This window comes from Leptospira ognonensis, from assembly GCF_004770745.1.
Classification (GTDB): Bacteria; Spirochaetota; Leptospiria; order Leptospirales; family Leptospiraceae; genus Leptospira_A; species Leptospira_A ognonensis.
Map to the genome: position 1 here is coordinate 215,084 of NZ_RQGD01000046.1, position 21,461 is coordinate 236,544.

At 40.0% G+C, this 21,461-nt stretch carries 21 protein-coding genes; 11 read left to right on the forward strand and 10 right to left on the reverse strand.

What is annotated here, in order from left to right:
* Positions 1 to 20 precede the first annotated feature (20 nt).
* Together EHQ58_RS17210 and EHQ58_RS17215 are read left to right on the forward strand one after the other, a co-directional pair.
* Entirely contained in the window at positions 21 to 1,703 is a 1,683-nt protein-coding gene (locus EHQ58_RS17210; protein ID WP_135625214.1) for a hypothetical protein, read from the forward strand.
* 17 nt (positions 1,704 to 1,720) lie between these two features.
* Positions 1,721 to 2,170: an LA_3150 family lipoprotein gene (locus tag EHQ58_RS17215; RefSeq protein WP_135625216.1), complete on the forward strand. Its 450-nt coding sequence runs from the start codon at positions 1,721 to 1,723 to the stop codon at positions 2,168 to 2,170.
* 59 nt (positions 2,171 to 2,229) lie between these two features.
* On the opposite strand, the gene EHQ58_RS17220 is transcribed toward EHQ58_RS17215, so the two are convergent.
* From EHQ58_RS17220 to EHQ58_RS18800, 4 genes are read right to left on the reverse strand one after another with little or no spacing between them, the layout of a single operon-like run.
* Positions 2,230 to 3,288 carry a 3-deoxy-7-phosphoheptulonate synthase gene (locus EHQ58_RS17220; protein ID WP_135625218.1) on the reverse strand — a complete coding sequence of 353 codons (1,059 nt, stop codon included), beginning with the start codon at positions 3,286 to 3,288 and terminating at the stop codon, positions 2,230 to 2,232.
* Positions 3,289 to 3,292: 4 nt separating this feature from the next.
* Positions 3,293 to 3,634, reverse strand: coding sequence for a rhodanese-like domain-containing protein (locus tag EHQ58_RS17225; protein WP_135625219.1), 342 nt, complete (start codon positions 3,632 to 3,634; stop codon positions 3,293 to 3,295).
* Between the two features lie 3 nt (positions 3,635 to 3,637).
* Complete coding sequence (locus EHQ58_RS17230) at positions 3,638 to 5,572, reverse strand: ABC-F family ATP-binding cassette domain-containing protein (protein WP_135625221.1); 1,935 nt, start codon at positions 5,570 to 5,572, stop codon at positions 3,638 to 3,640.
* A 53-nt stretch (positions 5,573 to 5,625) separates the two neighbouring features.
* Positions 5,626 to 5,787 (reverse strand): hypothetical protein, encoded by a 162-nt coding sequence (locus tag EHQ58_RS18800; RefSeq protein WP_167883672.1) that lies wholly within the window; start codon positions 5,785 to 5,787, stop codon positions 5,626 to 5,628.
* A gap of 115 nt (positions 5,788 to 5,902) precedes the next feature.
* On the opposite strand from EHQ58_RS18800, the gene EHQ58_RS17235 reads away from it, so the two are divergent.
* The gene (locus tag EHQ58_RS17235) at positions 5,903 to 6,730 is read left to right on the forward strand and encodes a YihY/virulence factor BrkB family protein (RefSeq protein WP_246047418.1); all 828 of its coding nucleotides are present in this window, start codon (positions 5,903 to 5,905) and stop codon (positions 6,728 to 6,730) included.
* Between the two features lie 20 nt (positions 6,731 to 6,750).
* Here the strand turns inward: EHQ58_RS17235 and EHQ58_RS17240 are convergent, their stop codons facing one another.
* Positions 6,751 to 7,161 carry a hypothetical protein gene (locus EHQ58_RS17240; protein ID WP_135625223.1) on the reverse strand — a complete coding sequence of 137 codons (411 nt, stop codon included), beginning with the start codon at positions 7,159 to 7,161 and terminating at the stop codon, positions 6,751 to 6,753.
* A gap of 110 nt (positions 7,162 to 7,271) precedes the next feature.
* Here EHQ58_RS17240 and EHQ58_RS17245 point away from each other — a divergent pair, with 110 nt between their 5' ends.
* The 4 genes from EHQ58_RS17245 (at position 7,272) to EHQ58_RS17260 (ending at position 10,064) form a co-directional block, all read left to right on the forward strand.
* Entirely contained in the window at positions 7,272 to 7,712 is a 441-nt protein-coding gene (locus EHQ58_RS17245; protein ID WP_135625224.1) for a hypothetical protein, read from the forward strand.
* Between the two features lie 16 nt (positions 7,713 to 7,728).
* The gene (locus EHQ58_RS17250; RefSeq protein WP_135625225.1) at positions 7,729 to 8,280 is read left to right on the forward strand and encodes an LIC12231 family lipoprotein; all 552 of its coding nucleotides are present in this window, start codon (positions 7,729 to 7,731) and stop codon (positions 8,278 to 8,280) included.
* 11 nt (positions 8,281 to 8,291) lie between these two features.
* Entirely contained in the window at positions 8,292 to 9,200 is a 909-nt protein-coding gene (locus EHQ58_RS17255) for a sulfite exporter TauE/SafE family protein (RefSeq protein ID WP_135625227.1), read from the forward strand.
* Positions 9,201 to 9,269: 69 nt separating this feature from the next.
* The gene (locus tag EHQ58_RS17260; protein ID WP_246047419.1) at positions 9,270 to 10,064 is read left to right on the forward strand and encodes an EAL domain-containing protein; all 795 of its coding nucleotides are present in this window, start codon (positions 9,270 to 9,272) and stop codon (positions 10,062 to 10,064) included.
* Here EHQ58_RS17260 and EHQ58_RS17265 read toward each other — a convergent pair.
* On the reverse strand, positions 10,061 to 11,287 hold the full coding sequence (locus tag EHQ58_RS17265; protein WP_246047420.1) for an Acg family FMN-binding oxidoreductase: 1,227 nt from the start codon (positions 11,285 to 11,287) through the stop codon (positions 10,061 to 10,063). The genes EHQ58_RS17260 and EHQ58_RS17265 overlap by 4 nt on opposite strands.
* Positions 11,288 to 11,296: 9 nt before the next feature.
* Between EHQ58_RS17265 and EHQ58_RS17270 the strand changes: the two genes are divergently transcribed.
* On the forward strand, positions 11,297 to 11,968 hold the full coding sequence (locus EHQ58_RS17270) for a DsbA family oxidoreductase (RefSeq protein ID WP_135625229.1): 672 nt from the start codon (positions 11,297 to 11,299) through the stop codon (positions 11,966 to 11,968).
* A 49-nt stretch (positions 11,969 to 12,017) separates the two neighbouring features.
* The gene (locus EHQ58_RS17275; protein WP_135625231.1) at positions 12,018 to 15,107 is read left to right on the forward strand and encodes an efflux RND transporter permease subunit; all 3,090 of its coding nucleotides are present in this window, start codon (positions 12,018 to 12,020) and stop codon (positions 15,105 to 15,107) included.
* 15 nt (positions 15,108 to 15,122) lie between these two features.
* On the opposite strand, the gene EHQ58_RS17280 is transcribed toward EHQ58_RS17275, so the two are convergent.
* Positions 15,123 to 16,157, reverse strand: coding sequence for a DUF2804 domain-containing protein (locus tag EHQ58_RS17280; RefSeq protein WP_135625233.1), 1,035 nt, complete (start codon positions 16,155 to 16,157; stop codon positions 15,123 to 15,125).
* Between the two features lie 101 nt (positions 16,158 to 16,258).
* On the opposite strand from EHQ58_RS17280, the gene EHQ58_RS17285 reads away from it, so the two are divergent.
* Positions 16,259 to 18,037 carry a GMC family oxidoreductase gene (locus tag EHQ58_RS17285; protein WP_135625235.1) on the forward strand — a complete coding sequence of 593 codons (1,779 nt, stop codon included), beginning with the start codon at positions 16,259 to 16,261 and terminating at the stop codon, positions 18,035 to 18,037.
* 10 nt (positions 18,038 to 18,047) lie between these two features.
* On the forward strand, positions 18,048 to 18,965 hold the full coding sequence (locus EHQ58_RS17290) for an ankyrin repeat domain-containing protein (RefSeq protein ID WP_135625237.1): 918 nt from the start codon (positions 18,048 to 18,050) through the stop codon (positions 18,963 to 18,965).
* A 66-nt stretch (positions 18,966 to 19,031) separates the two neighbouring features.
* Here the strand turns inward: EHQ58_RS17290 and EHQ58_RS17295 are convergent, their stop codons facing one another.
* The 3 genes from EHQ58_RS17295 to jag all read right to left on the reverse strand — a co-directional run bounded on the left by EHQ58_RS17295 (position 19,032) and on the right by jag (position 21,438).
* On the reverse strand, positions 19,032 to 19,256 hold the full coding sequence (locus EHQ58_RS17295) for a hypothetical protein (protein ID WP_135625239.1): 225 nt from the start codon (positions 19,254 to 19,256) through the stop codon (positions 19,032 to 19,034).
* 81 nt (positions 19,257 to 19,337) lie between these two features.
* Positions 19,338 to 20,723: a tRNA uridine-5-carboxymethylaminomethyl(34) synthesis GTPase MnmE gene (gene mnmE / locus EHQ58_RS17300; protein ID WP_135625480.1), complete on the reverse strand. Its 1,386-nt coding sequence runs from the start codon at positions 20,721 to 20,723 to the stop codon at positions 19,338 to 19,340.
* On the reverse strand, positions 20,716 to 21,438 hold the full coding sequence (jag, locus tag EHQ58_RS17305; protein WP_135625241.1) for an RNA-binding cell elongation regulator Jag/EloR: 723 nt from the start codon (positions 21,436 to 21,438) through the stop codon (positions 20,716 to 20,718). The genes mnmE and jag overlap by 8 nt, the downstream gene beginning before the upstream one ends.
* Positions 21,439 to 21,461 lie beyond the last annotated feature (23 nt).

Genomic DNA, 21,461 nt, shown 5'->3' on the forward strand with positions numbered 1-21,461 from the left:
GAGTTTAGATTGTTTACGAAATGAAAACTAAAACATTTGCGAAGTTTAAACTCCTATTCCTAATCTTATGGTTACCAAGGATTCTTATAGCCCAGGAAGCAACGAGATCCTATTCTGAACTGTATGAAGATTTGACAACTGGTCAAACCTTCACGAAGCCTGGTCCAAACCGCGTGAGACTTGTCCCTCTACCTCGTTCCGTTAAAGATAAAGACGGAAACCTAAAATCAGAAGCAGAAATAGAAAAATACCGGGAATACCAAAAAGAACCATTACCCGCAGGATTTGCAAATACAGCGCAGAATCCCATTGGAGAAAAGCTAACCATCGTCGGACGAGTTCAGTTTCGAGGTGTCTCTGGCCAGAAAGATACCATTTGGTCGAACGGACATAGTGATTTTAATGCCGTCGATTGGAATCTCCGGCGAGCGCGCATAGGATTGGTTTACCAAGGTGATACTTGGTGGGGGACAGCCGTTCAACTGCGCCTGGAAGGCATAAGCAATCGACCGTATACGGTGCAACAGAAGGATGCATTGGGAAATGTAAGGGATGTTCAGATCAAGGACAACCGCGGCGGACTTCAGGAGGCCAATGTTTGGGTCAGCTTTCCTTGGCTTGGGAGCAGGATCACAATGGGACAAATGTCCATGGCCTTCTCTAGAGAATGGGCGCAAAGCTCCGCCAATCTAATCAATGTGGAACGATCGTTTTTAACAAATATTGTCTGGCAGATGGATATGGGTGGTACTCTACGCCTGCGACCATTAATCGAAATTGATAAAAAATTGGAACACTATCTAGAAATTCAAGGTGGAATTTATGGAGGTCATGGATCAGGACTTGAAGGTGTCGGCAGATCACAAAATGCAACCAATACATACAGTAATACAAAGCCTATTCTGACATCGCCAATGTACACCTGGAGGGTAGTATTCAATCCGTTTGGTGGACTCGTAAAAGACGGAAAAGACCAAGGTTGGTATGAAGGAGAGGAAATATTTCAACGAGAGATGAAACTTTCCCTAGGCATGGGTGCCATGCAGACAAAAAACTTAGCCGTGACACAAAGGATAGGTGGAACGAACCAACCTGGCATCCGAGGCGTGGAACCCATCAATGCACTTCTGGTCCAAACGACTCCAGATAACGGGTATGGACTCGGTGGAGCAGGGCCGTATGGAAATGGCATCGTCAATACTTCGACTGGGAACGCATTGAACACACCTTCAAATACACAAACGACTTCGCAACGTCCCTCCTTTGGTCTTGTAGCCCATACCTATGATTTTACCTTTACGGTGAAGGGTTTTTATTTGAGCGGGCAAACCACATTTTTTAGTGGTTCAGCTTCTAAACAAAATCGGACAGCCCAAGTTACGTTAGGTTACAACATGCCTATTGGTAAATTTTATATTATGCCTGTTGTTAGGGCAGATTTTTTGAGAGGTGATTATAACTTAGATGGAAAAATTGATGATAGAGAACGATTCAAATCCCTCTGGTTCGGCTTCAATTTTTTTGGAGATGGTCACTTATTTAAAGCTCAATTATTTTATCAAATGTACAAAAATCATCTGGGATTTGATCCGATAGACAATTCGCCTCGACCTCTTCGTGATGATGTTGTTTATTTTCAACTTCAAGGTTCTTTTTGGACCGGAGTTGCGACAAAAGAAAATATGGCCAACTTACACGAGTAACGTCACGAGAAAACGCTATGTTAAAACAGACAAAACTATTCCTACTCCTTCTGAATTTCGCGCTCTTCGTAAATTGTGGTCCTGAGAAAAAGCCAGTTGATAGCGGATTGCTAGTCTCGATCCTTTCTCGGCAAAGTGATGTAAATCCATCGATTATCTCGGTAACAACGATTGAGAAAATCGATATCACCAACTTTAAAGGCATATGTTTTGATACATTTTTTTTGATCTCGGCAGATCAATATTTTATGAATAATACGACAATGCTCGGCGGAACCTTAAATACAGAAATTCGGAAGAGTTTTAGCTCTGCGAAAAATTGTAACGAATTAGGATTCAGAGATATCGGCGGATTGACGACTGTGACAGAAAGTGGCATTCGCTTTAACACCTATACTTGTAGTGCTGCTACAAGTCAGTGTTCGGATTCGACAATCGCAGCGGCAGGATTTGTGCCAGGTCTCTAAAATCTAAAGAAGTTCCCTTCCGTCTGGGAACTTCGGGGCACAAAATTTTTGACTTAAAATTAAGATCGATTTTTCCTTTGTTTTACGGCCTCTGTGAGTGCATCTAGCATAGGAACAGTTGTCTCCCAAGAAACGCATGCATCTGTGATCGACTGCCCATATACAAGCGGTTTAGCATCGATCGATTGGTTTCCCTCTTTCAAATGACTTTCAATCATAACTCCAAGTATGTACTTTGATCCTTTTGCCACTTGTTCTGCGACCGATTGGATTACAATCGGTTGTTTACGAAAATCCTTTTGGCTATTTCCATGAGAACAGTCAATCATGAGTCTGGAAGGCAATTTGTTTTTGTCGATTTGTTCCCCCAATTCATTGACAGTTGCCTCATCGTAGTTTGGTCCTTTGTTATGACCGCGAAGAATGACATGAGTATCAGGATTCCCTGCTGTTTTAAAAATAGCAGAACTTCCTTGGGTTGTAACAGAGAGAAAATGATGAGAAGAACCTGCGGACCGTAGTGCATCAATCGCGATTTGAACGTTACCATCCGTACCATTTTTAAAACCGATGGGGGCTGAGAGTCCAGATGCTAGCTCTCTATGTACTTGGCTTTCGGTTGTTCGTGCTCCAATCGCACCCCAGGATACCAAATCTGCAACGTACTGTGGAGAGATTACATCTAAGAACTCTGTTCCACACGGAACACCCATATTGTTCAAATCAAGTAAAAGTTTTCTTGCAGTTTGCAAACCCTTATTGATATGAAAGGATCCATCTAAATCTGGATCATTGATGAGACCTTTCCAACCGACAGTGGTACGTGGCTTTTCGAAATAGACTCGCATAACAATAAGCAGCTCATTCTTATATTTGTCAATCATGGGTCTAAGTTTTTCGGCATATTCGATGACAGCTTTGGTGTCGTGAACCGAACATGGGCCTACGACAACAAGCAGACGATGTTCCTCTTTTCTCTGCAGAAGGTCGGATATTTCAGATCTAGTACGAATGACTAAATCCGATGCAGCGTCGGTGAGAGGAAATTCCTCCATGATCACGGAAGGGGGGATGAGACTGTGTTGTTCCAATATACGAAGGTTATCTGTCTTTTTCATAAAATTAATACTTTTTCATGGTCGGGTCAACGAGGTCAGACCAAGCCAAAACTCCTCCCGCGACATTTTTATACGATTTAAAACCCGCATGTGCAAGAATACCACATGCCATTCCAGATCGTCCGCCTGACCTGCAATAGACTAATATTTCATTTTCTTTTTGGTCTAAGATCTCATCTATTCTATCTTCCAGTTCGTTAACGGGAATTAGCTTATCTGTACCATCTATGAGTGCGATTTCTTGTTCGTTTGGATTTCTAACGTCCAAGACAAAAAAACTCTCGTTGCCTGCTTTTCTTGCATCTAATCTTTTTTTAAAGGTTTTTACATCAATTTCTGGTATCATTTTCTAAACCGCTCCGCCTATTTCTTCTAACTCTAAGGTCGCAAGTTCCCACCTAGAAGTTAGACTCGCAATCTCATTTTTGATTTCGTTGTAGGTATCCATTTCTAATTGGAAACTTCTGTTTTTAAAGAACTCTGGATCCTGCAGAAGCTCTTCTTTATCCTTTCGGTTTTTTTCCAATCTTTCCAATTTGTTTTCGATCTCTAGGATTTCTTTCTCGAGTTTTTTTCTTCGATTTTTACTGGCTGTGCTTGTTTCTTTCCGTTCGGTCTTCTTTTCTTTAGAAATTTTGTCTGCGGCCTCAATCTCATCTTCCTTATGAAATTTTAAATAATCATCGAAACTGCAATTGAGATTCTTCAGAATTCCCGAGGAAAGCTGGAAGGTTCGGTTACAAAGGCCTTTTAGAAAATCGGGGTCATGGCTGATGATCAAAAGCGAGCCAGGATAGTCAGCCAAAGCTCTTTTTAATGCTTCTCGTATAACGATATCTAGGTGATTTGTCGGTTCATCAAAAAATAAGCAATTTGTCGGTTGTTGGACTAGAAGGGAAAGTCGAAGCCTACTTTGTTCTCCACCTGAGAGATGTTTGACAGACTTAAATACTCCATCTCCAGGAAATGCAAAATGTCCAAGAAGAGTCCTTGCTCTTTCATCGCTGAGTTCTGGATATTTCTTTTGAATTGTTTGGACAAGGTTAAGGCTCTCATCCAAGTCTTCTCCGTGTGTCTGGGAAAAATATCCAAGTTTTGTTTTGGGTCCATAATAAAGTGAACCCGCATCTAATTTATGTTCTTCTAATAAACAGCGCATAAGAGTGGACTTACCCGCGCCGTTAGGGCCTACGAGTGCGATTTTATCGCCAGCAGAAACTTCAATTTCGGCGTTAGAAAATATTTGTTTTTTGATCCCAGAAATCTTGTCAGGGTAAGAGAATGATCCATTTTCCAATCTTAGAATGATGTTACTAGAGGGAACGAATTGAAATTCGTAATCAGGTTTTTGGTTCCAGAAAGATTCCTCGGGATTTTCTACTTTATCTCGTTTGTCAAGTCTCTTGATCACAGATTGCACCTGACGTGCCTTTGTTGCCTGAGCGCGAAATCTTTCTACCCATTCAAGCCTGGATTTTAAATAAGATTCTTCTTTTTCGAATTGGACTTTTAACTTTTCCTGTATTTCATTTTTTGCTTCAAAAAATTCTTCCAAAGTTCCTTCAAATTCAAAGACACCATTTGGATTCAATTCGACGATTGTCGTAACAGTTTTATTTAAGAACTCTGGGTCGTGTGTGACAAGAACGAAGGCTTGATTTTGTGAAATTAGAAAATCAGCAAGCCAGTCTTTGGTTTTGTCATCCAAATGGTTTGTGGGCTCATCAAGTAAAAGTAAATTGTGTGGGTTGAGTAGGGCAATGGCCAAACCAATGCGGTGATGAAACCCTGGTGAAAATTCTTTTGTCTTACGATCAAAATCTAATGCAGAAAATCCGAGACCGGAAAGAATTTTTTTTGCCTTTGCTTCAAGACCATGTAGGTCATGCGTATGAGCAAATTCTTCCAATTCATTTTGGTCATGGAGTAAGGTATCAAATTCGGGCGCATCCGAATCTGTAGATTCGAATCTTGACTCGATGAGCGCTCGTTTGGCGGAATAATCTTTATAAAGATGATTTCCATCCAGAACAGTATCCACAACTTTTGTCTCGGGATTAAATTCGGGAATTTGTTGGAATAGGGAGAGCTGCGTATTTTTGGAGCGAATGACCTCACCTGATTCCGGTTTTAATTTTCCCGAAGCCATTTGGAATAGGGTCGTTTTGCCAGAACCATTAGGCCCAACAAGAGCAACGCGACAGCCCGGTTTGATATGCCAGCTAAAACCCTCAAAAAGAGTTTTGGGACCGAAGTGTTGGTGGATTTGGATGAATTGTATCAAGGGAGAAAGTGAACCCGCAAGGATCGCTTACGGGAGTTTTGGAAGAATTAACCTTATTTCTTGGCTAAGAGTTCCTCTTTTCTTTCGTTTAAATGTCGAATGTATTGGCTAGATTTGCCGTTCATTGACTCGGTTGATTTTTTAATCGCTGCATCGATTTCGTCGATAGTCATTTTCGCGATTTTCTTGTTTTTCTTTTCTTTTTCTTCAGACATAGAAGTTTTCCCCTTTTAGGTACATCACTGAGATTTCTCCAGGCTCATGGATCGACCTTGGCTCGCAAGAGAAATATATTCCCTAATCTGGGGAATTTGTAAAATTGGTAGAAGAATGAGACGCAGAATGGCGAGGTTCAAGGATTTTTTTAGAATTGTATGGGAGTCGGATCTTCACGGACTTGCGTCTGAGATTTCTTTTACGTTTCTATTAACGCTCTTTCCACTTATGGTCGTCTTTGTTTCGTTAATTGGACTCATCGAAAATCCAAAAACTATCAATCTTCTCACCGACCAAGTTGGTAAAATCCTACCTGAGCCTATATTTCAACCAATCGAGAAAAGCGTAGAAAATCTAACGAAGATTAAAAATTATAAGATCCTGGCATTCAGTATACTGTTTTCCTTCTTTTCAAGCCTTACGATCTTCGGTGCTATCATCAAATCACTTCGCACGATCTCAAGTGAAGGAGTGAAAATCGGTTTTTGGCAATCCCAATGGATGAGTTTGAGAATGATGCTCGTCAGTGTCCTTCTTATATTGGTTTATTTTTATACGAGTTATGGACTGTATCTACTTGAAAGATTTTTGTTTTTAACGTGGAAAATTCGGATCTTTAGAAAAAATCCAGAATTTTTCCTAGCGATCATTACGTTTTTAGTGATCGTTAGTTTGTTTAGTTTCTTTTACTCCTATGCTTCGAGTAAAAGGACACCGATATTAAATTCTTTACCAGGTGCTACATTTGCCGCCTTACTCTGGTTACCTCTGACATTTGGATTTCAGTATTATTTGAAACTTAAAAATGTGGGCGTTAATTATTCTTTTGCATATTATCTATTATCAAAAATGGTTGTGTTGATGTTATATGCATATATTAATGCTACTTTCTTTTTGTGGGGCTATGTCTGGAATCGTACTAGAATAGTTAAATCTAAGTAGCAAATAACGTATAGCGAAAGTTAGTCTATCAAAAAATCTGGTTCCAAAATGCGAGGACAGAAAGATAGAATGATGCCGAAATAATGTCTGGCAAAACTATGAAACATCCAATCGCCAGACTCACTTAGAATGTTTGTAGCATCTTTTTGCGTGTAACCTTTTCTTTCGAACAAAACATCTAAATTCCAATTCTCCTCACCCGGGATCACTTGGATTTTCAGTAAGGCATGAAATTTAATTTCTGTTTCATTAAAACTAAAAACGAGTGATCTTCCAGCTAGGGGGTTACGGATCGTGAAGGTCATCCAAGACGAGTCGGATGTATCAATGGAAGTCAGGTGATAGATTTCCCATTCCAAATCAGTTTCATTTCCAAAAAACTCGCGGAAAGAAGAATGAAAGGCGTCGTGGAACTCATTGCTACGGACCATGGTTCAAGTATCTCCTTGTCTCAGAAAGGGAAAGAAAAAATTTGAATTTTGCATGCAATGGGTTGAATCAATAATGAGGTCGATTAAGATGATCCTAGGAGTCCATTGCTATGATTGAAACAGTAAACATTACCTGGCCATTTGGTGCCATTGATCCCCGCATTCATTGCCCCGCTTGTGGAACACAAGTGCTCTCTCCACTTGATGAAGAAGGTCCAGGATGCCATCATGTGATTTTTATGATTGATAGTGAATCTGGTCAGTTCAATTATATTACGGAAGATTTTGATACGATTCTCACTCCATTTCGCAAAGAAAATAATGAGGAATTTGGAGAATGGGAAGCGACCGATGCATTTATTGAAGAATCAGAACTGGACACCTTTTATGTGTTAAATATGATTCTTGCGGGTGAGTCAGAAGATGGTGAAGATTCCGTTTGTTTGCGAGTCGGTTTCGAGTTATTTTTTAATGAAGACCAGCAGGAGATTTACGATGAGCTTGAAAGAAGACATGATGAAGAAGGCCTGCACGACCACAGCCAAAACTAAAAGGGAGCATTGATATATGAAAAAAATAATATTCTTAATTATATGGTCTTTTACATTTTCGGGTTGTATCATCAGTTATCGTGATTACCCAAAGTTGCTTCCGATTCCTGAGAGAGAGAAAGTAAAGGATGCGGCGTTCGTTTATAACCTTCCAAATTTTCCGCAGTTCAATTTAGGCGGTCGGGAAGCGTTAAAAAATTATTTTGATAAGAAAACTCCTTTTAAATCGACAGTTGAAGGCGTGGACGTACCTAAATCTGGTTATTTGGTGAATGTAAAAGTGGATTATCGCAGTCCAAGCAAACCTGCTCTGGTATTTTTAGGTTTGTCTACTGTCACAGCTACTCTATTGCCTGCTTGGTCAGAACAGGATGGCTATGATATCGCTTACCATCTTTACAAGGATGGGAAACCAGTGAAAGTTTATGAATACCATCTGTTCCGAAATTATGGCCAATGGTTACCTCTAATTTTGGGAATTTGGTATAACGGAGAAACGGCGACGGAAAAGGAAGTTTTTGAACGAATCACTGATACATTTTTTGAAGATGCCAAAGAGTATTTCTAAAAGTTAAGTTCTTGGATTTTCAAATCTTTCATGAATTTGTATTTGGATTTTACCCAGGTATCCTTTCTATTTTACTTGTTGGATTTTTTGTCGGCTACCTATCCTCCTTTCTGGGGATAGGTGGTGGTTTTATTTATACCCCTTTCTTCCATACGTTCTTTCATCTTAGTGCGGTACAAGCGGTCGCTGTTTCCTTGGCTCAGATGCCCATTTCTTCTCTTTCTGGTTTACTTGTTTATATTAAAAATCGAAAAGTTAGATTTAAAGAAGGCTTTATTTTACTTCTCACTTCGATCCCCAGTGCCCAATTGGTGGCCTATAAATTTGGCCGTTTCGAAGAAACGGAATTCGGTAGAAAATTGTTTTTTGGATTGCCTGTTTCTGAACTGGCCTATCTGTTTATATTTACTTTTTTCCTAAGCATTCTTGGAGTCTGGAATCTGATTTCGGCAAAGAGAAAAAAACAGAAAGCAATGCTACATTCCCTTTCAAGGGACAAAGATGTTTTGAAGGAACAAACGTCTGCTCCTCCATCGATGACTTTCAAATCGATACTATTTTTGTTGGGTGTGGGAGTGGCATTCGGAGCGACTTCCTCCCTTCTTGGCATCGGAGGAGGATTTTTAGCGGTTCCATTATTCGTATATTATTTTAAGATGGAGCCCGTTGAGGCCGTGGCGACTTCGTTTCTCGGAATTTTTTTCACTTCCTTTGGAACTTCCATTCTTTTATACTCCCAAGGTAAATTGCATATTGAACTTGCCTTGGTGGGGACCATCGGAGGATTCATCGGTGCTCGATTCGGTTCTCTCAAAGCCATACACGCGAAGCCATATACCATTCTTTACATATTAGGAAGTATGCAGTTACTTGTGGTGGCATGGTATCTGGTAAGCAAGCTCCTGAAAATTTTATCATGAGTAAATTAGTACTATTTGATTTCAAGATTGAGTTGTCTAAATAGTAAGAATTTGATACAGGTTACGTAGATGAATCAAAATTTCCCAAGTGACCAACTGGAAATGATATCTGGTGAGCTTTCACCAAAAAAATATTCTTGTTCCGAATGCCGAAATGGAGCTGGACTAGACTTTCAATTTACTATGGCATACCAACCCATCATAGATACGATAAACAAAACAGTCTATTCTCAGGAAGCATTGGTACGTGGAATCAATAAGGAATCTGCATATGAAATTCTTTCTCGTGTAACAGACGTTAATCGATATCAATTTGACCAAGCCTGTCGGGTCAAGGCTATTGAACTTGCTAGTCGATTGAAAGTAGATAGTTATTTAAATATTAATTTTTTACCGAACGCTATATACAAACCGGAATCATGTATCCGTACTACTTTCGAGGCTTGTAAAACCTTTAATTTTCCAGCAAATAAATTGATTTTTGAAATTACAGAGGGAGAGCGCGTCACTGATCATGATCATGTTATTAGCATTTTTAAATCCTATAAGAGTATGGGTTTCTTAACTGCGATTGATGATTTTGGAGCAGGTTATTCTGGATTAAATTTACTCGCTAAATTTCAACCAGATATCATAAAGCTGGATATGGAGTTGATACGAGATATTGAAAAGAAACGTGTGACTCAGGTAATCGTAAAATCAATCATGATGGCATGCAATGAATTAAATATCGCTGTGATCGCCGAGGGCATCGAAACCCTTGAAGAGTTTAAAGTCTTACAGGACTTCGGAATCAGGTACTACCAAGGTTATCTTTTCGGAAAACCATCATGGGAAGACCTGACACCTGTTCATTATCCTTAGATTAAAATTTCTTTTATATCTCTTCTTGGTGAGGCAAAAGAAAAGTCGCTGCGACCGATCCTACCCATGAGTTGGATCCGTGATTTTTTACTCAATCCCAATTTATCTCTTAAGATATTATGGTAAACATTGCTTTCTGGATAATCTTCTAACGCCTGATTCATGGTATGGAATGCTAAATTTTCATTAGCGACCGCCAAAGTAAATCTCATAAAATCCATACCTGTTTTTATCCACTCTACCGCAGTATCTTTACCTTCTGTTACGAAAAAGACTAAACCCTTTGTAGAATCAATTTGAGCTTTTGCGATATCGTTGCCACCTTTCTTGGATGTTTCACTATGCCAACCTTCAGGTGATAAATCGATAAAGAATTTTTTAACAAGCCAGAGTTTCAGACCTGAAAGACCATTTCCTTCTAATGTGATGCCATCACGTTTCGAAAAAATATCATTCGTATCTGTCCGAAACCAAACGCGAGAAACTTCATTTGCTGCTTTTATATTTGTCTCAGTAACAAAAGCTTGGTGAAGAATATCGGTATAATTTTTAATATTTTCTTCTTTTAATACAAATTTTAAATCAACAAAGCTAGCAAACGTTAATTTTTTTAGATTGATGACTTCATCCTCTGAGATAAACTCGCCTGAATAAATTGATCGATTCATCTGGCGCTTCGGTACGGATAAGAAAAGAAAATCATGTACGCATTTGTCTTTCGGACTGATTACAAATTTTGCTACCGGCTTCATAATCATTTGATTTTCAATAGGAATACCCGAAGGAAAAAGTGTGATTTTGGCATCAAACATCATAGAATCAGCCGCCAATCGGGCGAGTTCTAAAAATGTACCTTGGCTATGATAAAACTGACGATTGATAGGATCTATAGGCGGTAATCTTCGATCAGTATCCCCATACAATAAAAAAGAAGTGTCGGATTCGATTTTAACTTTCCATGGTTGCGTATTATGCGAATTAGGTGCAAGCATCGCGCTTAAAATTATTTTTTGTATGTTCGAAGTGATCCCTATAGAGTCTGCGAAGGCAAGCGGGTCGTTACGGTAGAATTCGGAGTCTTCTCTAGAAAAAGCCAATAAGGATTTACCAAGGGGAGCCAGTGAAATCAGGACACCAATTTGAAAAGACCGATTTAAAAATTTTTTTCTGGAAAAGGTCGTATGATTCATTTTTTTGATCGTTAGATATGACACTCTATCCATGGTGTTTCTATGACTGCCACTCCAAATTCCATGAAGATTGATATTGTTTCAGATGTTGTTTGTCCCTGGTGCTATGTTGGAAAGAAAAAGTTAGAAATTGCCCTTGGAAAGATGCAGGATGAAGTCCAAGCAGAGATCCAATGGAGACCTTTTCAGCTCTCTCCAGAAGTACCCGAAGAAGGTCGCGATTACAAAGACCACCTGGTAGAAAAGTTTGGCTCCTTGAGCGGACTAGATGGCGCTTGGAAACGACTAACGCAAATTGGTTCCGAATTAGGAATCGATTTTAAATTTGAGGATATTGAGAAATCTGTCAATACGCTTCGCCTTCATGCTTTGATTGGTTCTCTCGGTGATGCGGTTTCTCAGGATAAGGTGGCAGAAATCTTCTTTCGTGCGCATTTTGAAAATGGTCTTGATTTAACTCAAAAATCAGTGGTGTTCGGGTTGGTAAAAGATTTTTTTAAAGATGAAGCTGCATTTGATACAGTTTGGGATGACGACAAGCGAAAAGAAGAAATACGTCAAGAAATTAGCTACTACCACCAAAATGGTATTAGTGGAGTTCCTTACTTCATTTTCCAGAATAAATACGCGGTCAGTGGCGCGCAAAACCCCGAGGTCTTTATTGACGTGATGCGCACAATTTTAAAAGAAGAGAGTTCAAATAAGAATCTTTAAACTTGTCCTTAAAACTTTTCTATTTATAGGTATGTCTAACTAAAACTCTATGAGAAAAATTATACATTTTTTCGTGTTCCGACCTTTGGTTGCGAACCTCATTTTCGTTTTCCTTTTTCTCGCTGGCATTATATCAGTTTTATCGATGAAAAGAGAGGCTTTTCCTAGGGTTAACTTCCGTCAGGTGAGAGTATTAACTGTTTATCCTGGTGCAAGCCCCGTCGATGTGGAAAAAAAAATAACTATTCCCATTGAAGAAAAGCTGAGAGAAGTGGAAGGCCTTGACTCTGTTCGATCGATTTCCAGAAATTCTGAATCTGATATCAGCATTAAAATTGATTTAGAGCACGATAACCCAGATCAAGTAGTCAACGATTTGCGAAGAGCTGTAGACCGTGTTACTAATTTGCCGACACAAGTAAAAGATCGGCCCATCGTTACAGAACAAAAGAGTTCCAATTTTCCAGTCTTTGAGGTAGCCATAAGCGGAGCTTCTGACACTAAGGAATTGCAGGATACCGGAAGATTCATCGAGGATGAATTACGCAAAGTTTCAGGGGTATCCAGAGTTGACACGTTTGGAAAACGAAAAGAAGAGTGGAGGATTCGTGTTGATCCAAAATTAAAAGCTCGTTATACCTTAGGCTTTAACGATGTCTTTAACGCGATTTCGAAGAGAAATATAAGTGTACCTGCGGGATCCTTTTTGCGTCCCATAACCGAGGATATTCGAGTTACTGGCGAGATCAGCGAAATAGATGATTTGAAAAACATCCCTATTCGTTCTAACGAGACGGGAAATGCTATATTATTATCTCAAATCGCAACGATGCAAGCTACCTATGAAAGACCAAGAGTCATTGCGATATCCAACGGTGCGGAAGCTTATGTTTTACAAATTATCAAGAAAGATAGTGCAGACATCATTGATACCGTAAATGCTGTCCAAACAAGAATCGCGGAGCTGAAGAAACAACTCCCTCCAAGCATTGAGTTTAGTGAGTTGAATAATGAAGGATTGCGTGCTACTAAAAGATTGGATGTTGTTGTAAGTAATTCCTTACAAGGTTTAGCTCTCGTCATACTCGTTCTGATATTATTTTTTAGCCTACGAGATTCCATCCTCACTAGTTTGTCACTTCCTCTCACGTTACTTGCGACTACGATAGCCTTTCCCGTTTTTGATGTTTCATTCAATTTGATTTCCATGCTAGGAATCATAATTTCGCTTGGGATGTTAGTTGATAATAGTATCATTATTTCTGAAAATATATATAAATATCGTGGAGAGGGATGGAATGATAAAGATGCTGCTGTTCACGGCGCAAGTGAACTCGTTGTTCCGATTATAGGTTCTTACCTTACAACCATTGCTGCTTTTTTGCCTATGGCTTTTATGACGGGAATCATGGGAAAGTTCATCTGGCAGATTCCATTTATGGTAATTGTATCTCTCACCTTATCCTTGTTTGAATCATTTTTCTTGTTACCCGTACGGTTTTCCCAATTTGCTGGTGTAAAAAAAGTGGGAAGGGATACTTCCGTAAGGGGAAAAGTGAGAGAGAAGCTAGAGGCAGGTTTCAATGGAATGCGAGATCGATTTACAAACTTTATCACAAAGGTTGTTGAACGACCATTTATAACTCTTTTCTCAATTTTTTTGATTTTTGTAGCTTCCATCGGATTGCTAGGAATCATGAATTTCAATTTGTTCCCGAAGGAAGGTGTAGATTATATTCTTGTGAAAGCAGAATTTCCACCAGACTACTCTGCGCAAGAAACCGCAAATCAGCTTCGCTATTTTGAAACGATCTTGAAAAGGATCCCTAAGGAAGAAGTACAAAGTGTGATTCTGAAAATAGGAATCCAACAAACAGACCCTACTGACCCACTAACAAGGATTGGCGAGCAGTTGGGAATGGCTCAAATTATTCTAGTTCCTGAGACGGAAAGGAAAAGGACTGCACAGACAATCTTTGGAGAGCTTGAATCAGAATTAAAGATGTTGCCTAAAGCAACTTCTGTGATGGTAGATTTGGTCGTCAATGGACCTCCCATAGGGGCAGCTGTGACCGTTGCCATTGAAGGTCGAGACTATAAGACAATAAAAGTCATTTCAGAAGAGATGCAGGCATTTCTTAGAAAGGAACCAGGTGTTATCAATATCACGGACGATTACAAAAGAGGACGTGACGAAATCCAAATACGTGTTAAAGATCAGGCTTCTGCGATTACGGGTGTAGATACGGAAACGGCGGCCTACTATGTGCGCACGGCTATGGAAGGAATTGAAGCTTCCAATCTAAGAAAAGGAAAGGATGAAATCAAGATCGTCATTCAAAATAGTGATGAGTATCGGGATGGGGTTGAAGATTTAGACGCGATACAAATATCAAATAAATTTGGTTTACTCACTCCGATTACAGCTGTTACGACAAGAAGTCTTGTGCAAGGAATAGAAGCCCTTTATCATAACGATTACGAAAAAGCGATCACGGTACTTGCAGATGTGGATGATAAGGTGACGAGTTCAAATATTGTGAACGAGAAGATCATCAACGAATTTGGTAGCATAGGAAAAAAATATCCTGGCTATAAGATCAAATTTAGAGGTGAACAAGAGGAGACAGCTAAATCCATGGCTTCGCTTGCGAAGGCTGGATTTCTCGCTATGTTTGGAATCTTTGCGATCCTTGCCATTATATTTAATAGTCTAAAAAAACCGATACTCATCATCTCATCGATACCTTTGGGTTTGGTGGGAGTCGTCTTTGGCTTTTTGATTTCAGGAAAAGCTCTCAGTTTCCTTGCTATGATTGGAATCATCGGACTTGCGGGTGTGATTGTAAATGCTTCCATTGTTCTTGTCGATACCATCGAAGACTTTCAAAATAAAAACTCCGGAATTTATGGATCCCTCATCCAAGCCTCAAGGGAAAGATTTCGCCCGATCCTTGTGACAACTATGACCACGATGGCGGGTATGATTCCGACCGCTTACGCGATTGGTGGATCAGACCCTCTCCTCATACCCATGACCTTATCTTTGGCTTGGGGTCTCGGTTTTGGAACATTCGGATCTTTGATCTTTATTCCTGCAAGTTTTAGCGCCTACTATAAATTAAGCGGTCGAAAATAGAGACCGCTTTAACTTTTACCACCAATTTAAAACATCTTCAGCAAAACCGAAAAAGTCTTTTAAGACTATCGTTTTGCCGTCGTCTAGTTTGATTGTACCGTTAAATTTTCCGAATACTTGGTGTTGGACGGATTTTAAAAAAAATAGATCCAGGCTTGAATTTCGATCTACATTAGGAGTAAATTCTAGCGTGAGTCGATCGTCATTGCTCGTGAATTTCCATGGCTTCAGGTAATCATTCGTGTCGATTTCAAAATGGACCAAATCCAGTTTATGAATTTTGTGATCATAGAGGATCACATTTTCTGATGCTGGCGAACGATCCGAAAATCCATAGCCTAAATTGAAACCAAAGGGAATGCCATTTACATAGCCAGAGGCAGAACTCCAATACCATCGGTTTTTATAAGTCCAAACACCCCTACCCCAATCGAGTGCACCCATATCAGTCGTAGAATCAAATTGATACATCTTTCCACCGAACTCAAAGCCGCCCTTGGCAGGCATACAATTGATTTTTGTGTTATAATAGAATGCCTTTCGATTCTCTTTCCAGGAGGTAGCAATGTTCATCGACTCTAAGTTGTTAGGTTCAGTTAGACGGATTTCGCCTGTCATCCCAGCCTTTCCATCTTTTGTCATCATCGAAGGCGATGAAAATCGAATCTTTCTTTCTGTGGCATTCATACTGATTTCTATATTGAGTTTAGAATCCGAAAATGAAATATTACCTTCATGGCTGGTTTCAGGAAATCCTGATGTCCCAAGCGGTAAAAAGGTCATCGTATCAATTTGAGAAAACGACCTCTTAGAAAAATCCAAAAAACAGATGGCATAAAGACCAATATAACCTAGATCACACGTAGTGAATGTAATTCCAAAGTTTTGGCTCGGAGATAAGATAGAGTAATAATCCCATTCTTTGATTCGCCATTTGCCCGCGGCGATATTCTCTCTGTTGTACTGCCAATGGGGTGCCCGAGCCCAACCTTCTTCTAAAATAGTACCGTCGGATTTTAATAGTGGAAGTGGTGATTTGATTTCTGGCATGAAAATCCTCTGATAAAAACAAAATGTCTTGATTTAGACGGGAAGTAAACGAAGAATCGGGAGAGTTAAAGAATTAACTCACACTTCAGGAAAAACGAACTATGCAAGAGAAAATTCCTCATTCAATCTCGTATGACTATGATTACATTATTGTTGGATCTGGTTTCGGAGGAAGTGTTTCTGCACTTAGGCTTGCTCAAAAAGGATATAGTGTTCTTGTCATAGAATCGGGGAAAAGATGGACTTCGACAGATTTTCCAAAAACGAACTGGTCGCTTCGTAAATATTTATGGATGCCTAAACTCGGCTTTTATGGAATCCAACGAATCAACTTACTTAATGATTTTTTGCTCGTGAGTGGATCTGGGGTGGGCGGTGGCTCCCTTGTATATGCATGTACTTTGTATGTTCCAAAATCGAAATTTTTTAACAGTCCGACCTATTCCAAAATGGGTGGGGAGAAGGCGCTACTTCCTTATTATTCCATCGCGAGTCATATGTTAGGTGTAAATGAGAACCCGCGGCTATGGGAACCAGATCGATTGTTACTTGAAACAGCAAAAACATTTGGCAAAGAGAACACCTTCCAAAGAACGCCCGTAGGGATATATTTTGGGAACGAAAAATCAAAAGCAAAAACCAAAGACCCATACTTTGAAGGCGCGGGCCCCGATCGCGATCCTTGTAATTTCTGTGGTGGTTGCATGGTGGGATGTCGGCACAATGCGAAAAACACACTCGATAAAAACTACCTCTACCTCGCCGAATCTCTAGGTGCCAAAATCTTGCCTGAAACAAAAGTGATACGACTGACACCCTTGAATGAGAAAGGGATGCTCGATCCGGAGGCAACAGGAGAGTTCGGATATGAACTTTCGACAGAAAGTACAACGGGATGGTTTGGATTTCCTAAAAAAACATTCCGTGCAAAAAATGTAGTGTTAAGTGCAGGTGTAATGGGGACGGTAGGTCTGCTTCTTAAAATGCAGCAAGAAGACCAATTGATCCGCCTATCATCCGTTCTTGGAGATACTGTCAGAACCAATAGCGAAACCGTCCTCCCAGTCACCGTATCTGATAAGAATGCAGACTATTCGACTGGGATTGCCATTACATCTTCAGTCCATCCTGATGAAAATACACATATAGAGCCTGTTAGGTATTCAAAAGGTTCGGATTTTTTCGGATTGCTCGCGAGTGTCATGATTGACGGAGGAGGATTCTTTCCGAGGCCTGTAAAATTTCTGTGGACTCTGTTACGCCATCCCCTTTATTTTTTAAAAGCTCATAATCCTTTTGGATTTGCGCAAAAATCCATCATTATCCTGGTCATGCAAACGATAGACAATAGTGTAAGGCTTGTTAGAAAACGAAGATTTTTGTGGCCATTTACGAAAACCATGACTTCTGCACTTTCTACGGGAGAGCCCACACCTACGTACATTCCAATCGCAAATGCTTTTACAAGAAAGCTTGCTGAGATCGTCGGAGGAATACCGAGGAGCTCTTTAAATGATACATTACTCAGTGCTCCTGTCACTGGCCACATTATGGGTGGTTGCATCGTGGGCGAAAACGAAGACAAAGGTGTAATTGATTTTGACAACCGCGTGTTTGGATACCAAAATCTATATGTTTGTGATGCCTCGATGCTCACCGTAAATCTAGGAGTCAATCCCAGTCTCACCATCACTGCCTTATCGGAAAGAGCAATGAGTAAGATCCCGCCAAAGGAAGGTTTTACGCCAAAATACTTTCTCTTTGAAAAGAAGAAAGGCTTCGATTCCATTATGGAGTCAAAGAGTAAAGGCATTAAATCGCAGGGTGTGATCTCAAAATCGACAAGTGGACCCAAGAAGACCAGATTGGTAAAAAAGTAGGTAACATTTTTTGAGTTTTATAGATATAGCCAAATCAGGAAGTACCAAAGAATGGGAGCTCTACCAAGCGGAGGGAAATGATCCAAATGAATGGGACCAATATGGTACCACGCCCTTGACCTGGATCGTTAAGATGGACGCACTGGAATTATTTCAATTCGCCATCAAACAAGGGGCAGATCCTTTTTTTCCTTACCGCACAGGCGGTTCGGTATTTTTTGATCTACTCTCGCAAAACAAAACAAAGTTTTTGGAAAGTATGGTTTCTTTAAAGGAGATCTGGAAAAGTTCTAAACATTTATTGTCAAAAAATAAAGAAGGCAATACAATCTTTCATGAATTGATCCAGTTTTCAGATCTAGATTTATGGAAAAGTTTTGAAGATTTGATTCAGCCAAGTGATTGGGAAATTCGAAACGAAGAGGGGCACACTCTTTTCCTCGAAGCGGTAGCTACTGGCAATATGGGATTTCTCTCAGACGCACTAGATGCACATCCAGATTTTCTAAAACAAAAAGACAAAGATGGAAAAAATGCACTGCATATTGCCGCCGAACGCAATATTAGCGAAGATGTTGAATACTTGTTAAATATAGGACTGCCCTTAGAAGAAAAGGATCTTTTAGGTAACAATGCCTTGTTCCTTGCCGCATCCGGAGATGGAGCAGAAACAATTGAGATTTTACTCGGAGCTGGAGCCGACTTACTTGTGTATGGTGAAAATGGTGAAAGCATTACAAGAATGATGGATCGCGAAAAATATTCATTTTCTATGAAATTATGGAAAAAGGAATTGTATAAACGATTGAAAGAAATCGATTTTGAAGCAGATAAAACCAATCTTGAAAGATACTTAAAATATCTTAAGGCAGAGAAACCTTTGATGGAAGCAGAAATTGCTCAGGCGAAACTTTTAGATTATTTATAAACTTTCTAAATACGCCAAAAAACAAAAAACCCCTGGCGATGCAGGGGTTTTACAGAAACGAAAATCTTATGCAGATTTTTTCTTTTTCTTTTTTGCTTTCTTAGCTTTTTTCTCTTTTTTAGAGTTTTTGTTAGCTTTTTCTTCTTTTTTACCTTTGTTTTCTTTCTCAGGTTTTACGGTTTCTTTTTCTTCGTTTTGCATTGTTGGCTCTTCATCTGCCTCAGTTGCCTGCGCGAAAACACCGAAAGTGGTAAAAGAGAATATAGCTAGAATTGCTAAAAGTTTTTTCATTTGTCTGACCTCTTATGATTATCTGCTCACATTGCGTTCTGTTCGCTCTTTCGACAATAGAATTTTTTTACAATCGAGAGATTATTTTCCGACACAAAACTTGCTAAAGATTCTGCCTAAAATTTCTTCATTTTCTACTCTTCCATTGACTTCACCAATTTCTTTCAAAGCATAATTGATCTCTTGGATATAAATTTCTGCCGGTGCTTGGCTTTCGAGCAAAGTGATCGCTTCTGTTAAATGCTTATGAATGGCTTGGATATGAAAGGCTTGTCTTTCTTCGAGCAATATGAAATCATCTGCAGCCTCTGTCTCACTTAGTTTTTCTTTCAGTTTCAATAGGAGTTCTTCGATACCTTCTTTTGACTTACAGGAAACGGATACGAATTCACATTGATATTTAGAATCAAGATCCTTCCAATCCTCTGTTTTCCACGTAGGATGAGCGATATCGATCTTATTTGCCACGAGGATGGAGCCTGTCAGACGAGCGCCATAAGCATTCAAAAATTCGGATTTTTGAATGGGCTCTGAGACGTCGATCAGTATGAGTCGGAGGTTTGCCGAATCAGCTTCTCTTTCACTCCTTTCGATTCCCATACGTTCAATGGAGTCACTCGTAGCTCGGATTCCAGCCGTGTCTACGAGCCGGATGGGAATGCCGTCGAGTGAAATTTCTTCGGCAATGTAATCTCTCGTTGTTCCAGGCAGATCGCTAATGATCGACCTGTCTCGTCCAATGAGTAGATTCATAAGACTCGACTTACCTGTATTTGGTGCACCATACAATACAACGGTTGATTGTAATATTAATGTTTCTGCACGTTCCGAGTTAAGTAATAATTTTTTACAGAGATCATTAAGGGAAATCATACGATTTTTTCTCTGACTTAAACTTTCATACGTCAAATCTTCCGTAGAAAAATCGATTTCAGCTTCGCATTCGGCTTTGAGAGAGATTAAATCGCTTCGTATTTTTGAAGACAGCTGGGAGATTTCGCCAAAAACATTTTTTTGTGCGAGCTCGAGCTCATATCTGGAACGAGATTCGATCAGTCTTCCGATGGCTTCCGCCTGTGTTAAACTAGACTTGCCATTCAGGAATGACCGTTTTGTAAACTCTCCCTGAACCGCAGGCCGAGCCCCAGTCGCAAAGATAGCCTGGAGTGCTTTTTTGAGGAGGATGGGATTGCCATGGAGATGGAACTCGCCAAGATCCTCTCCAGTATAGGAGTTTGGTCCCTGGAAGAACAAAAATACAATTTGGTCTATAGGCTTCTCTAGGTAGATAAAATCACAAAAGATCGCCGAGCGATGATTAGATCGAATGTAGTCTTCTGTAAGAGGAGTATTGTTTTTAAAAAGGAGAGAGGTGGCAATGGGAAGAGTTTCCTTCCCAGATACCCGGAGGATGCCAATCGCTCCAGGTCCTTGTGCAGTAGAGAGTGCGGCTATGGTATCAATCAAGTTCACTTTCGTCAGCAAAGTCCTCAACAGGGAGGCCTTTTTTGGAAGGATCTTCTAAGTCTTTGTACTTATGTTTGTCCTTGGCTGAAATCACACGGACTCGTTTGAATGTTCCATTTCCTTCCGAACGTGTGAACACTCTGTCGTCTTCTTGTATGGCCATGTGCACAATCCGTCTCTCGAAAGGATTCATCGGATCAAGAAGTTTAGAACGACCAGTTTTGATTACGGACGCGGCGATAGATTTTGCCAATCGAATGAGAGAGAGCTCTCTTTTATCGCGGTACGATTCGATATCAAGCACGATCTTACGATTGTGACGGATACGCGGGTCTACCATAAGATTGACAAGGAACTGAAGGGAATCTAAAGTTCCACCACGCTTTCCGATGATGAGACCAGATTCTTTGCTAGAAAGTTCCACATAGATCTTGCCATCCACATCACCCATACCAACCACTTCCGCGGGGATCCCCATCTTGCGAAGGATGGTTAAGATCACACCATGAATGATTTTTTCGGAAGGGATGTCTTTATTTGCAACAAATGCGCGTACTACGGCAGGCTTCTTTTGTGTGATGCCTAGAAAACCAGACTTTCCCGAATCAACAACTTCAAATTTCAAGTCCCCTGGTTGGAGTCTGAGCGTTTCTAATGTATAGTCTTCGGCTTCTGATTTGCTTTTGCCTTCTGCTTCAAAAATATAATTATTCATTTTTTCTTCCTTATTCGATAAAA

Excerpts from the sequence above, each read along its gene's own strand:
- EHQ58_RS17295 (WP_135625239.1), bottom strand. The coding sequence starts at position 19,256 with ATGAAAAAACTTTTAGCAATTCTAGCTATATTCTCTTTTACCACTTTC.
- EHQ58_RS17260 (WP_246047419.1), top strand. The coding sequence starts at position 9,270 with ATGAATCAAAATTTCCCAAGTGACCAACTGGAAATGATATCTGGTGAG.
- EHQ58_RS17215 (WP_135625216.1), top strand. The coding sequence starts at position 1,721 with ATGTTAAAACAGACAAAACTATTCCTACTCCTTCTGAATTTCGCGCTC.
- EHQ58_RS17225 (WP_135625219.1), bottom strand. The coding sequence starts at position 3,634 with ATGATACCAGAAATTGATGTAAAAACCTTTAAAAAAAGATTAGATGCA.
- EHQ58_RS17245 (WP_135625224.1), top strand. The coding sequence starts at position 7,272 with ATGATTGAAACAGTAAACATTACCTGGCCATTTGGTGCCATTGATCCC.
- EHQ58_RS17220 (WP_135625218.1), bottom strand. The coding sequence starts at position 3,288 with ATGAAAAAGACAGATAACCTTCGTATATTGGAACAACACAGTCTCATC.
- EHQ58_RS17280 (WP_135625233.1), bottom strand. The coding sequence starts at position 16,157 with ATGCCAGAAATCAAATCACCACTTCCACTATTAAAATCCGACGGTACT.
- EHQ58_RS18800 (WP_167883672.1), bottom strand. The coding sequence starts at position 5,787 with ATGTCTGAAGAAAAAGAAAAGAAAAACAAGAAAATCGCGAAAATGACT.
- EHQ58_RS17250 (WP_135625225.1), top strand. The coding sequence starts at position 7,729 with ATGAAAAAAATAATATTCTTAATTATATGGTCTTTTACATTTTCGGGT.
- EHQ58_RS17285 (WP_135625235.1), top strand. The coding sequence starts at position 16,259 with ATGCAAGAGAAAATTCCTCATTCAATCTCGTATGACTATGATTACATT.
- EHQ58_RS17275 (WP_135625231.1), top strand. The coding sequence starts at position 12,018 with ATGAGAAAAATTATACATTTTTTCGTGTTCCGACCTTTGGTTGCGAAC.
- EHQ58_RS17235 (WP_246047418.1), top strand. The coding sequence starts at position 5,903 with ATGAGACGCAGAATGGCGAGGTTCAAGGATTTTTTTAGAATTGTATGG.
- EHQ58_RS17240 (WP_135625223.1), bottom strand. The coding sequence starts at position 7,161 with ATGGTCCGTAGCAATGAGTTCCACGACGCCTTTCATTCTTCTTTCCGC.
- EHQ58_RS17270 (WP_135625229.1), top strand. The coding sequence starts at position 11,297 with ATGACTGCCACTCCAAATTCCATGAAGATTGATATTGTTTCAGATGTT.
- jag (WP_135625241.1), bottom strand. The coding sequence starts at position 21,438 with ATGAATAATTATATTTTTGAAGCAGAAGGCAAAAGCAAATCAGAAGCC.
- EHQ58_RS17210 (WP_135625214.1), top strand. The coding sequence starts at position 21 with ATGAAAACTAAAACATTTGCGAAGTTTAAACTCCTATTCCTAATCTTA.
- EHQ58_RS17265 (WP_246047420.1), bottom strand. The coding sequence starts at position 11,287 with ATGGATAGAGTGTCATATCTAACGATCAAAAAAATGAATCATACGACC.